The organism is Synechococcus sp. R5-15, from assembly GCF_047462035.1.
Classification (GTDB): Bacteria; Cyanobacteriota; Cyanobacteriia; order Thermostichales; family Thermostichaceae; genus Thermostichus.
Genome location: NZ_JANSIK010000050.1, coordinates 36,452 through 48,367 on the forward strand (window position 1 = coordinate 36,452; position 11,916 = coordinate 48,367).

The following is an 11,916-nucleotide window of genomic DNA, read 5'->3' on the forward strand; positions in this document are numbered from 1 at the left end:
CCCCCCGAAGGGGGAACTTCGATCTTTTGTTGACCACACGACTAGGTTATTTAGTTGTGGTTTCCAATTTCTAGGGATCCCCCCGAAGGGGGAACCATGGCTAAAACCTCCCTTGTGTGGGTAGAAAAGACACCCGTTTCCAATTTCTAGGGATCCCCCCGAAGGGGGAACTATAGGGTAGAAACAACACCCAGGAGAAATCCTGGGTGTGGTTTCCAATTTCTAGGGATCCCCCCGAAGGGGGAACAATCCGGGGTAGCTTCGCCGAGAAGCGTTATGAGGTTCACGTTTCCAATTTCTAGGGATCCCCCCGAAGGGGGAACAAAGTTTTAACTGCACTTGGGATGATGATTAAGCTCTTGGTTTCCAATTTCTAGGGATCCCCCCGAAGGGGGAACTGAAGGAGGTTGAATCACCCCTCAAGTTTGCTGTGCAGGAGGATGTTTCCAATTTCTAGGGATCCCCCCGAAGGGGGAACGCATCCAGTTGATTTGGGCTTGGGTAAATCCACCCTCCGTTTCCAATTTCTAGGGATCCCCCCGAAGGGGGAACTTCTTCTGACATGGCATCGACTTGCATGTCAAATGCCACAATTGTGTTTCCAATTTCTAGGGATCCCCCCGAAGGGGGAACTGCAGCTTTAAAGGGCAACAGTGTAAGAGCTTGCGATTATTGTTTCCAATTTCTAGGGATCCCCCCGAAGGGGGAACATTCCAGACTGGCTCGACTAGTTCCTTCCCCTAACCTCCCGTTTCCAATTTCTAGGGATCCCCCCGAAGGGGGAACGTCATATGAGCAGTTATACCGAACGATCATATAGTATCGTTCGTTTCCAATTTCTAGGGATCCCCCCGAAGGGGGAACGAATAAAATAGCTCAGTGAGGAGGTTTATGAATACTGTTTCCAATTTCTAGGGATCCCCCCGAAGGGGGAACTTGAAGTAGTCCGCGTGTACACTAGCCGCGAAGATTGTTTCCAATTTCTAGGGATCCCCCCGAAGGGGGAACTAGGGTAGAAACAACACCCAGGAAAAATCCTGGGTGCTGAGTTTCCAATTTCTAGGGATCCCCCCGAAGGGGGAACCAGGAACAAGTGGACTGGCTATTAAACAACCTGTTCTGGGTTTCCAATTTCTAGGGATCCCCCCGAAGGGGGAACTTAACACGGAAGTCTTGTGTAACCACTACCTGGAAGGTGTTTCCAATTTCTAGGGATCCCCCCGAAGGGGGAACCTGATCAGTGGTACGATCTATGCAAAGTTGCAGTTTCCAATTTCTAGGGATCCCCCCGAAGGGGGAACCTTAAATGGTTGAATAAGAAATACATACCTAAACTCGTTTCCAATTTCTAGGGATCCCCCCGAAGGGGGAACAGGTGAAATACCTGGGTGCTTGGGGGAGGCTAGACTATTCGTGTTTCCAATTTCTAGGGATCCCCCCGAAGGGGGAACTATCGATAACATTCCATGCCCCGACTGGGCAATGGCATGTTTCCAATTTCTAGGGATCCCCCCGAAGGGGGAACACCATTGTCTACCGCTATGCTTACAACATCCCTGGCGGTTTCCAATTTCTAGGGATCCCCCCGAAGGGGGAACACCTCCTCTTGGCTAAACCAATGGGGTTGAAAGGTGTTTCCAATTTCTAGGGATCCCCCCGAAGGGGGAACCAGGTTTGAAGTCCTGAGTGATAATTACCTCGAACTTGTTTCCAATTTCTAGGGATCCCCCCGAAGGGGGAACACCCCTACAGCAAACCGATTGCCGAAGATGGTAGTCGCAAGTTTCCAATTTCTAGGGATCCCCCCGAAGGGGGAACGATCTACAGCAACGTGAGAGAGGTGTACGAGGTTTTCAAGGCGTTTCCAATTTCTAGGGATCCCCCCGAAGGGGGAACAGTACTAAAGGTAAATACCACCTCGTGTTCGAAGAATTCGAGTTTCCAATTTCTAGGGATCCCCCCGAAGGGGGAACTTTGATTTGTTCCGTCCAACGACGTAGATACTCCTCCTTCGGGTTTCCAATTTCTAGGGATCCCCCCGAAGGGGGAACCCACCCCTATTAAAGCCAAGCAGGGCAAGGGATGCAAGACCCGTTTGCGAGGGATCCGGAAAAAAGGGGGCAAAAAGAGTTTCGGCGAGGGGGTTTTGGGGCCGGAAAGCCTTGTGGCACAAGGCGTCGAGGGATCCGACGAAAGAATGGGCTTTTCCGAGATTTTGAGGGACGCTCGCAGAGGCGTTGATACCGTTTTGGTGTTCTTTTGGAAACATCAGGATTCCTGAGGTTTGGCTAGGCTATCTGTTGGCAGGTGGCAAGCTCTCGCTAGGGTTGTTCGATATGGGAGCGGGGCTCCAGGTGGATGAGGATCCGCGCTGGCCCGTAGCGCTCCTGCAAGAGGCGTTCAACTTCCTCAGTGAGGCGGTGGGCGGACTCGATATCCTGCGGCTCCACCACCAGGTGCATCTCGATAAAGACCATTTCCCCTGGGATGCCGCGGGAAGTGATGTCATGGCAGTCGAGCACGCCTGGCACGCTCAGGATCAGATCCCGCAGGGCCTCGGCAGGGATCGCCACCCGGTCGGTGAGGTAGGGAAGATTCTCCTGCAGCACTTCCCAGCCGCTTCGGAGCACCAGCAGCGCCACCGGCAAAGCCAGGGCTTGATCCAACCAAGGGATCCCCCAATAATGCATGCCGGCCAACCCCAGCAACACCGTCAGCGTCACCCCAACGTCGCTGAGGGTATGGCGCGCATCGGCCAACAGCAGCGAGCTGGACAGAGCTTTGCCCCAGCGGTGCTCGTAGAGGGTGACAAAGACATTAATGCCCAGCACGCCCACCATCATCCCCAAGGTCAGCTCATCGATCTGCAGGTGGGGCTGGGGCTCCCAAAACCGCTCCACGGCTGTGCGCAGGATCTCCAGGCTGGCCATCCCCAAAAAGGCGGCGATCCCCAGCGCTCCAATGGCTTCAAACTTGCGATGGCCGTAGGGATGGTCGTCATCGGGCTCTGGCGAAGAAAAGCGCATGGCCACCAAGCCCAAAATGTTGCTGGCGCTGTCGGTGGAGCTGTGCAGGGCATCGGCAATGAGGCTTAGGGATCCCGTCGTCAGCCCCAGGATTAACTTGATCAGAAACACCAGGACATTTAGCCCTAGCGTGACGTACAGCACCCTCTGCACTTGGCGCTGACGGCGGCTGGCTATGGCAGCAGAATCCAGAAAGCTCACTGCAGCTCGGGCGGGGATCCACAGATATCCTGCTTTATTCTGTCACCGACCTCAATAGGGGTAAGGGAGGGTACCCTAAAAGCAAGCTGCTAAGGCTTAGTCAAGTGGCCGCCGATTGGGGAGCGAACTCTGAGTATGCACGTTGCTGTGGTAGGCGCTGGCTATGTGGGCCTGGTAACAGGGGCTTGCCTGGCTCACCTAGGAAATAGCGTTATCTGTGTGGACAACAACCCCGCCAAGATTGAAGGGCTGCAGCGGGGTCGCCTGCCCATCTACGAGCCCGGCCTGGAAGAGCTGGTGCGGGAGGGAACTGCGGCGGGTCGGCTGCACTTTAGCACCGATCTGGGCTCTGGGATCCAGGCCAGCGAGGTGGTGTTTATTGCCGTGGGCACCCCGGCCCTGCCCAGCGGGGATCCCGATCTGCGCTACGTGGAAGCAGTGGCGCGGGAAATTGGCCAGCATCTGGACGAGCACTATCGGGTCATTGTCAACAAATCCACTGTGCCCATTGGCTCTGGGGACTGGGTGCGCATGCTCATTTTGGACGGGGCCGCCGAAGCCGCCAAGCAGCGGCTGAGCAGCCGAGAAGTGGGGAGAGATCCAGAGGCCAGATCCCTGACCTTGGAGCTCTCGCCTTGGACGCCGCAGTTTGACGTGGTGAGCAACCCCGAGTTCCTACGGGAGGGCAGTGCCATCCAAGATACCTTCTACCCGGATCGCATTGTGATTGGCTCCAACAGCCCCCGCGCCATTGAAATCATGCGGCAGCTGTATGAACCCATCCTCAACCGCCAGCAGGGCCTGCAAGGGGATCCCGTGCCTTTGCTGGTGACCGACCTGGCTTCTGCCGAAATGATCAAGTATGCCGCCAACGCCTTCCTGGCCACCAAGATTAGCTTCATCAACGAAATGGCCAACATCTGTGAGCGCACCGGCGCCGACATCACCCAGGTGGCAGAAGGGATCGGCCTAGATAGGCGCATTGGCCGCGCCTTTCTCAACGCTGGCATAGGGTGGGGCGGAAGCTGCTTCCCCAAAGATCTGGCGGCTCTTATCCAAACCGCTGCTGACTATGGCTATGAGGCCAAGCTGTTGCAGGCCACGGTGGAGGTTAACCGAGAACAGCGGCAGCGCCTGGTGGAAAAGCTGCAGCAGGCCCTCAAGGTGCTCAAGGGAAAAACCATTGGCCTACTGGGTCTGACGTTTAAACCCCACACCGACGACCTGCGGGATGCCCCTTCCCTGACTTTGATCGAACAACTCCACCGTCTGGGGGCCAAGGTCAAGGCATATGATCCAATTGTATCCGCCTCGGGGATGCGGGAGGGGTTGGCCCATGTGGTGGTGGAAACGGATGTGTTTCGCCTGGCCCAAGATTGCGATGCCCTGGTGTTGGTGACGGAGTGGCCGGAGTTCTTGTCACTGGATTACCGACGGATTGCAGAGCTGATGCGGCGGCCCTTGCTCATCGATGGCCGTAACTGTCTGGATCGGGAGGCAGTGCGGCAGGCGGGCATAACCCTCATCGGAGTGGGCTGGTAGGCGCTGGGGAAATCAGGGGAAATCATGAAGATCCTGGTTACAGGTGGCCTGGGATTTATTGGATCCCACTTGGTAACCCGCCTTCTGCAAGAAGGCCACTGGGTCATTTGTCTGGATAACGGCTACACGGGCCGGCAGCTCAATGTCCAGGCCCATCTGGACAACCCCGCCTTTCAGCTCATCTGGCACGACGTGGCGGATCCCTTGCCGCCCGCTTTGGCAGAGGCTGGGATCCAGCAGATCTACCACCTGGCCTGCCCCGCTTCTCCCCCCCACTACCAAGCGGATCCCATCCGCACCATCCGCACCAGCGTCTGGGGCACCTATCACCTGCTGCAACTGGCCCAGAAAACGGGAGCGAGGTTCCTGCTGGCCTCGACTTCAGAAGTGTACGGGGATCCCCAAGTGCATCCCCAACCGGAAGACTACTGGGGCCACGTCAACCCCATCGGCCCGCGGGCCTGCTACGACGAATCCAAGCGCTTGGCGGAAACCCTCACCTTCGACTGGCAGCGGCAATACCAGACGGAGATCCGGGTGGCCCGCATCTTCAACACCTACGGCCCCGCCATGCGGGAGGACGATGGCCGCGTGGTGAGCAACTTTATCGTCCAGGCCCTGCGCGGGGATCCCCTGACGGTCTATGGGGATGGATCCCAGACCCGCAGCTTTTGCTACATCTCCGACCTGGTGGAAGGCTTGATCCGGCTGATGAACAGCCCCTACCCCGGACCCTTTAACTTGGGCAACCCAGAGGAGTTCACGATCCTGGAGCTGGCCCAGCAGGTGCTCGCCCTCACCGGCAGCCCTTCTCCCATCGTTTACCGGCCTCTGCCGACGGACGATCCCAGACAACGGCAGCCGGATATTGGCAAAGCCCGCGCCCTCTTGGGTTGGGAACCTCGGATCCCTTTGCAGGTTGGGCTGCAACAGACCATCCCTTACTTTCGTCGGCGGCTGGGGCTGGACTAATCATCAGGTGCTCCCGACAACCCCAACCCGTTTGAGAACCATTTTCGCCTCAGCTCGATTGACCTGGGTGAATGGCTGCCAGCGGCTCCAGTTGGCGGGCTTGCTGTTGTAGCCGACTCACCAACTGCCGACATACCACTTCGCACAGCTCAAAGCACATGGGATCCGCAATTTGGTAATAAACACTCACCCCCTTGGGCTGACGGCTGACGATCCCTGCCTGGGTCAGGATCTTGAGGTGCTTGGAAACATTGGCCTGGCCCATACCCGTAGCTTCCAAGATTTGGGTGACGTTCTTGGGCCCCGAGCGCAACTGACACAGGATCTGCAGCCGGCTGGGTTCCGCCAAAACCTTGAAGTACTCCGCCACGCTGTTGAGAACCTGCGGCGTCAGGATCGTGCGACACTCATTCACATCCGCTCTGCTCACCGGCTTTCTCCCATCAACAAACCTGCTTGCGCCGTCCATGCAACTTGATTTTAACACTAGATAGTTATATAGTGTTCCTAGAAAGTCCAAGTTCACGTCGGGCTTTCGATACCAGACAGGAGGGCACTATGCTATTTCGCCAACTGTTCGACGCAGAAACAAGCACCTACACCTATTTAATCGCGGATCCGACAACTCGCGAGGCCGCCCTGGTGGATCCGGTACTGGAGCAGGTGGAGCGGGATTTGAAGCTGATTCGGGAATTGGGTCTAACCTTGAAGTACTGCCTGGAAACCCACGTTCACGCGGATCACATCACGGGAACCGGGAAGCTGCGGGAACTGACCGGTTGCCAAGGGGTGGTGCCAGTACAGGCCAAGGCTCAATGTGCAGATCGTTTCATCGGTCATGGGGAAACGCTGCAAGTGGGATCCGTCGTCATTGAAGCCATCGCTACCCTGGGCCACACCGACAGCCACATGACCTACCGCGTGAATGGGGATCGCGTCCTTACCGGAGATGCCCTGCTGATCCGCGGCTGTGGGCGCACGGATTTCCAAAGCGGGGATCCCGGCCTGATGTACGACCATGTTACCCAGCACTTGTTTACGCTGCCCGATGAGACGCTGGTCTATCCTGGCCACGACTATCGCGGGCACAGCGTCTCCACCATTGGCGAGGAGAAGCGCTGGAATCCCCGCTTTGTGGATCCGGAAACAGGCAATTTGCGCTCGCGGGAGAGCTTCATCGCCCTCATGAACAGCTTGAACCTGCCCCAGCCCAAGAAGATCCAGGAAGCGGTGCCGGCCAACGAGCAGTGCGGCCAAGTGGCAGCAGCGGTTTAATTCCTTCTGGGCAGCGAGGTGCAGGGTAAGCCCCCGCCGGCTGGGGAGCCCATGTGAAACTCCGATGGTGAGGGCCCGCTGCTCTGGGTAACCTTCTCTCAATTGGCTTGCCAGAAATGGAGAGTTTGAGCGTGGATCGAGAAAGTCTCTATGAGAGCGATTTCTACGCTTGGATCCAGCAACAAGCTCAATTTCTGCGGGATCGGGCCTGGGAGAAGCTGGATCTGCCCAATTTAGTCGAGGAGATTGAATCGTTGGGCAGGCAACAGCGGCAGGAACTGCGAAACCGACTTGCAGTTTTGGTTGGGCATCTCCTCAAGTGGGAGTACCAGCCAGAGGGGAGATCCGCAAGCTGGCTCCTCACCCTCCAGCTGCAGCGGCAGGAAGTTCTGGAGCTTCTTGAAGAAAGCCCAAGTCTCAAGCCCTATTTGCCAGAGGCCATCTCCAAGTCTTACTTGGGAGCGCTGAAGCTGGCCCTGGAGGAGACCAAGCTGCCCAGAAAGATTTTCCCCAAAACCTGCCCTTATTCCTCAGAGCAAATCCTGGATAGCCGGTTTTACCCCGGTGAGCCCAGTCATTTGCTTGAGGAGGGGGATTAATCCCAAAAATCGCTGCATTTTGCATTTTAGACAACGCTAGAAGCAAGGAGACAACCATGACCGTAACCCAACAAAACCCTATCCCTTCCGCTTCGCAAGAACGGGATCCCCGTCTCAAGGAGATCGATGCCCTGACCTTAAAACAGTGGCTGGATCAGGGGCGAGTGCAGCTCATCGATGTGCGGGAGCCAGGAGAATACGCCGATGAGCGGATCCCGGGGGCCATCAACATGCCCCTATCTACCTTTGACCCGGCCAAAGTGCCCGCCTCTACGCCAGAAAAGCCGGTGGTGTTGCAGTGCCGCATGGGCAGCCGCTCCATCCGCGCCGGTTGCCAGTTGCTAGACCGCGGTTGGCCGGAGGTCATTAGCCTTAAGGGAGGGATCGAGGCTTGGAAAGCGGCCAAGCTGCCCGTTACCCGCACCCAAAATGCTCCCATCTCCATCATGCGGCAGGTGCAGATTGCAGCGGGATCCCTGGTGCTCACCGGAACCCTTCTGGGGGCCTTTGTCAACCCCTGGTGGCTGCTGCTGAGTGGCTTTGTGGGCGCTGGGCTGGTGTTTGCGGGTGTAACCAACACCTGTGGCATGGCTCTGCTCTTGGCTCGCATGCCCTGGAACCGAGGTCAGGCGCTATGAGTGGGATCCCTTCTACTTCCTCTGGGGGGCAAGGGATCCTGGCGCGGTACCTGCCCTTTGCTAAGGAGTCCCTTTGGGTCTTCCACTATCAACGATCAGATTTGCCGGGAGATCTGATCGCCGGCCTTGTGGTGGCCATTCTGTTGGTGCCCCAGAGCATGGCCTATGCCCTGTTGGCCGGGTTGCCCCCCCAAGTGGGCCTGTACGCCAGTATTTTGCCGGTGATCGTCTATGGACTACTGGGATCCAGCCGCGCCTTGGCGGTAGGGCCAGTGGCCATCATCTCCCTCTTGGTGGCGGCAGGGTTGGAGCCGCTGGCCGGTCGCGTCAGCGGGACGGAGTCCTTGCCGGGCAGCCCAGAGTACGGGCAGTTGGCTTTAGGCCTGGCCTTGGAAGTGGGTTTGATTCAAGGGGCGATGGGGTTGTTGCGGCTGGGATTTTTGGCCAATTTCCTCAGCCATGCGGTGGTGACTGCCTTTGGCAGCGCGGCAGCTTTGATTATCGGCTTCAGCCAGCTCCGGCACCTCTTGGGAGTCAAGATTGCCAATACGGAGTCCTTCTTCCTCTTAGTGCAACGGCTGTGGCAGAGCCTGGATAAGGTGAACTGGGTAACCTTTGGCTTGGGGCTATTGGCAGTATCCCTGCTGGTGTACGCTCAGCGAAAGTTGCCCCACCAACTGCGGCGTTGGGGTGTGCCTCCAGGTTGGGCCTTGATTTTGACCAAGGGGGCACCGCTAGCGGCTGTGCTCGTGACCAGCCTGTTGGTCTGGGGCCTAAACCTCTCGGAGAGGGCAGGGGTATCCGTTGTTGGCTCCATTCCTTCCGGGTTGCCCCCCTTGGGCTTTCCCTCGTTGAGCTGGGGACAGTGGACAGCGCTTCTGCCCACCGCCTTGGCCATTAGCTTGGTGGGCTTCACGGAGAGCTATGCCGTGGGGCAGTCCTTGGCCAGCCAGCGGCGGCAGAAGGTGGATCCCAACCAAGATCTGGTGGCTTTGGGGGCAGCCAACTTGGCAGCAGCTTGCAGTGGCGGCTATCCGGTAACGGGCGGCATTAGCCGGTCGGTGGTGAACTTTCAAGCAGGCGCCAACAGCGGCCTGGCTTCCCTGATCACCGGCCTGTTGGTGGCTTTGACGGTCATCTGGCTGATGCCCCTATTCACCTTCTTGCCCCAGACCACCCTGGCGGCCATTGTTCTGGTGGCGGTGCTGGCCCTGGTGGATTTTCACCCCCTGCTGCAAAGCTGGCGCTACGACCGTGGCGATGCCCTGGTTTGGTTGGTAACCTTTGCCAGTGTGCTGGGGATCGGAGTGGAGCAGGGGATCGGAATAGGGGTGTTAGTCTCCATCCTGCTCTTTCTTTGGCGGGCTAGCCGTCCTCACATTGCCATCGTGGGTCAGGTGCCCGGTACGGAGCACTACCGCAACGTGCAGCGCCATGAGGTGATTACCGATCCCCGTATCTTGGCAGTGCGGGTGGACGAGAGCCTGTTTTTTGCCAACGCAGCCTACTTGCAGGAGTATCTGCTGCGAGAGGTGGCGGCGCGACCCACAGTGGAGCAGGTGCTGCTCGTTGCCAGCGCCATCAACTTCATCGACGGCAGCGCTTTGGAAGTGCTGACCCAGTTGGTGGAACGTTTGCAGCAGGCAGGGGTGGGCTTTGCCATGGCCGAGGTGAAGGGGCCGGTAATGGATCGCCTCCAAAAGGCTGGGTTTGTGGAGAAAGTGGGCGCTGAGCGCTTCTTCCTCTCCACTCACCAGGCGATGCAAGCCCTCGGATCCCAGCAGAGCCTCAGTCAGGTGTCATCTTCCTGATCAGCACAAGGGGGGTTTGTTCAGCGGCATTGCCGGCGGGGTTCTTGCCCAGGGCTTGCTCCACCAGCTCCCGCTCTACGCCGGGGCTGGCTGCCAGGATCTTGACCTGCCCCAGATCGTTGGCATCCACGATGGCCACTTCGTAGCCCGTCTGCCGATGCAGATCCCCCACCAACTTGGCCGGATCCCGCGGCCCCAGCACGATGAACTGGTCATAGGGAGGCAAAGTGCCAGTAACGTCGTCGATGAGGTCGGCCTGATCTCCCGCCAGGGCATAAAACACCCCAGAGATCCCCAGCAGTTTGGCCAGGGATCCCACCACAAAAGCCCACACCACCCGCCAGGCCCCGGAGCAGTCGATCAAAGTCTGCATCCCGTAGCAGCTTGAAAGACTGGTCTTGGAGGGGAAGAAGTAGCACAGGGTGCGGGCCAGCCAGCCGGGCTGCACCTGCAGGGGATGGCGGAAGTTGCCCTGGACAATAGCCACGGCGCTTTCCGAGATGGCCACCATATCGCCGGGCTGGATGTGAGGGCCTACATACCGCCGTAGCACCTCGGCCAAGTCATCGCTGGGGGTCAGCAGATGGGTGGGAACGGCGGCCCAAAGGAGGGATCCCTGCTTCTGCCAGTTCAGCTCTGGCAAGGGCTCCACCTCCTGCAACGGCAGGATGAGATGGCTGGTCTTGAGGGTGCGCCGCTGCCGCCCGTACTGGATGTAGTCCAACTCCAGCCAGGCAGAGCGCAGATCCGCTAGCCCTTTCCCCTTCAGCTCGATCTCGACTTCTAGGCCAGTCTGGCTCTGGGGGGTGAGGATGTAAGCCTGCCAGTAGTTGTCTTGCCGGGGGGGAAGATCCGGATGGCGAGAGCGCAGGCGTAGGCGGGTGTCAATGCCTTCTGGGGAGCCAGCGCTGAGCAAATGCAGTCGCGGCTGCACCTGGGCCAAGGTGACCTCAAAGAGGGGGTTGAGGTTGCGAGCCACAAACTCCGCTTGAATGACCCAGTGCTCCAAGGTGTTGCGGCCTATGCCCCAGCCCTTGGGTTCCACCACCAGCTGGTCAGCGGGGCGGGTTTTCAGCCAGTACAGCAACGTTCCCAAGCTGAGCAGCAGCCCGGCCACCACCTGGCTCCAAGCCGAGGGATCCCAAAGCCAACGCCAAGCCCCCCATAGGCTGAGTCCTACCCCAGCCAGCACTGCAGCCAACACGCCACGATTCACCATGCTGCTACTTGTTGCCATTGGGATCCCACTCCTCAAAAAAAGACAAGTGCTTAAGCCCTGCTAAAGTCTGCCCCTTTGTCCACCACAACACCCTAGACTACGGGTACGCTCTAGCTCTTCTCCTGAACCCTAGCCATCCTACCGGGAAACCGAAGCAGGCTGCGGCGAGATCTCCACACCAATTTTTAATCTCAAACAGTTAGCTTACAAATAGATTTCATCTCAGGCTTTTCAGAACACCCTTGGAGTTTCCTATGGCGCACAAACAGCAATTCAAAAGCTTTGACGACATGATTCAGGGATCCAAAACCCCCATCCTGGTGGATTTTTACGCCACTTGGTGTGGTCCCTGTCAGGTGATGGCCCAGGTGCTGGAGCAGGTGAAGCCGCAGGTGGGTGACGCCATCTCTTTCGTAAAGATTGACACAGAAAAGTACCCCAATATTGCTGCCCGCTGGGGTATCTACGCCGTGCCAACCCTCATCCTGTTCAAAGACGGGAAGCCGGTTGACCGTATCGAGGGGCTGTTGCAGCCTCGCGCCTTGTTGGAGCGGTTGCGGGCGCAGGTCAACCTGCCGGTAGGCTAGGTGGACGTTGCTGGGATGGGGTCTTTTGGTCATCTTCTGGTGGCAC

10 protein-coding genes and 1 CRISPR repeat array (1 of these 11 running past the window's edge) are annotated in these 11,916 nt (G+C 58.1%); of the genes, 7 read left to right on the forward strand and 3 right to left on the reverse strand.

Going from position 1 to position 11,916, the window contains the following annotated elements; all coding sequences use genetic code 11:
* Positions 1–2,051: direct repeats of the CRISPR family, unit length 36 nt; unit sequence GTTTCCAATTTCTAGGGATCCCCCCGAAGGGGGAAC (it extends 4,300 nt beyond the left edge of the window).
* 270 nt (positions 2,052–2,321) lie between these two features.
* Positions 2,322–3,227, reverse strand: coding sequence for a cation diffusion facilitator family transporter (locus NW839_RS05245; protein ID WP_414352145.1), 906 nt, complete (start codon positions 3,225–3,227; stop codon positions 2,322–2,324).
* Positions 3,228–3,362: 135 nt separating this feature from the next.
* On the opposite strand from NW839_RS05245, the gene NW839_RS05250 reads away from it, so the two are divergent.
* Positions 3,363–4,769 (forward strand): UDP-glucose dehydrogenase family protein, encoded by a 1,407-nt coding sequence (locus NW839_RS05250; RefSeq protein ID WP_414352144.1) that lies wholly within the window; start codon positions 3,363–3,365, stop codon positions 4,767–4,769.
* Between the two features lie 24 nt (positions 4,770–4,793).
* A complete protein-coding gene (locus NW839_RS05255) occupies positions 4,794–5,741 on the forward strand; it encodes a UDP-glucuronic acid decarboxylase family protein (RefSeq protein WP_414352143.1) in 948 nt (315 codons plus the stop codon).
* Between the two features lie 49 nt (positions 5,742–5,790).
* On the opposite strand, the gene NW839_RS05260 is transcribed toward NW839_RS05255, so the two are convergent.
* Positions 5,791–6,171: an ArsR/SmtB family transcription factor gene (locus NW839_RS05260; protein ID WP_414352142.1), complete on the reverse strand. Its 381-nt coding sequence runs from the start codon at positions 6,169–6,171 to the stop codon at positions 5,791–5,793.
* 128 nt (positions 6,172–6,299) lie between these two features.
* Here NW839_RS05260 and NW839_RS05265 point away from each other — a divergent pair, with 128 nt between their 5' ends.
* The 4 genes from NW839_RS05265 (at position 6,300) to NW839_RS05280 (ending at position 10,064) form a co-directional block, all read left to right on the forward strand.
* On the forward strand, positions 6,300–7,016 hold the full coding sequence (locus NW839_RS05265) for an MBL fold metallo-hydrolase (protein WP_414352141.1): 717 nt from the start codon (positions 6,300–6,302) through the stop codon (positions 7,014–7,016).
* Between the two features lie 116 nt (positions 7,017–7,132).
* On the forward strand, positions 7,133–7,615 hold the full coding sequence (locus NW839_RS05270) for a DUF29 domain-containing protein (protein WP_414352140.1): 483 nt from the start codon (positions 7,133–7,135) through the stop codon (positions 7,613–7,615).
* A 56-nt stretch (positions 7,616–7,671) separates the two neighbouring features.
* The gene (locus NW839_RS05275; RefSeq protein ID WP_414344471.1) at positions 7,672–8,253 is read left to right on the forward strand and encodes a rhodanese-like domain-containing protein; all 582 of its coding nucleotides are present in this window, start codon (positions 7,672–7,674) and stop codon (positions 8,251–8,253) included.
* On the forward strand, positions 8,250–10,064 hold the full coding sequence (locus NW839_RS05280; RefSeq protein ID WP_414352139.1) for a SulP family inorganic anion transporter: 1,815 nt from the start codon (positions 8,250–8,252) through the stop codon (positions 10,062–10,064). Before NW839_RS05275 ends, NW839_RS05280 begins: the two co-directional genes overlap by 4 nt.
* Here NW839_RS05280 and NW839_RS05285 read toward each other — a convergent pair.
* Positions 10,042–11,301 carry a hypothetical protein gene (locus NW839_RS05285; RefSeq protein ID WP_414352138.1) on the reverse strand — a complete coding sequence of 420 codons (1,260 nt, stop codon included), beginning with the start codon at positions 11,299–11,301 and terminating at the stop codon, positions 10,042–10,044. The two genes, NW839_RS05280 and NW839_RS05285, sit on opposite strands and share 23 nt — an antisense overlap.
* Positions 11,302–11,537: 236 nt before the next feature.
* Between NW839_RS05285 and trxA the strand changes: the two genes are divergently transcribed.
* Positions 11,538–11,870, forward strand: a complete 333-nt coding sequence (gene trxA / locus NW839_RS05290) for a thioredoxin (protein WP_414330952.1) — start codon at positions 11,538–11,540, stop codon at positions 11,868–11,870.
* Positions 11,871–11,916 lie beyond the last annotated feature (46 nt).

Bases quoted from the DNA above. Each gene is read 5' to 3' on its own strand.
- trxA (WP_414330952.1), top strand. From the start codon at position 11,538: ATGGCGCACAAACAGCAATTCAAAAGCTTTGACGACATGATTCAGGGA.
- NW839_RS05275 (WP_414344471.1), top strand. From the start codon at position 7,672: ATGACCGTAACCCAACAAAACCCTATCCCTTCCGCTTCGCAAGAACGG.
- NW839_RS05285 (WP_414352138.1), bottom strand. From the start codon at position 11,301: ATGGCAACAAGTAGCAGCATGGTGAATCGTGGCGTGTTGGCTGCAGTG.
- NW839_RS05255 (WP_414352143.1), top strand. From the start codon at position 4,794: ATGAAGATCCTGGTTACAGGTGGCCTGGGATTTATTGGATCCCACTTG.
- NW839_RS05265 (WP_414352141.1), top strand. From the start codon at position 6,300: ATGCTATTTCGCCAACTGTTCGACGCAGAAACAAGCACCTACACCTAT.
- NW839_RS05250 (WP_414352144.1), top strand. From the start codon at position 3,363: ATGCACGTTGCTGTGGTAGGCGCTGGCTATGTGGGCCTGGTAACAGGG.
- NW839_RS05270 (WP_414352140.1), top strand. From the start codon at position 7,133: ATGGAGAGTTTGAGCGTGGATCGAGAAAGTCTCTATGAGAGCGATTTC.
- NW839_RS05280 (WP_414352139.1), top strand. From the start codon at position 8,250: ATGAGTGGGATCCCTTCTACTTCCTCTGGGGGGCAAGGGATCCTGGCG.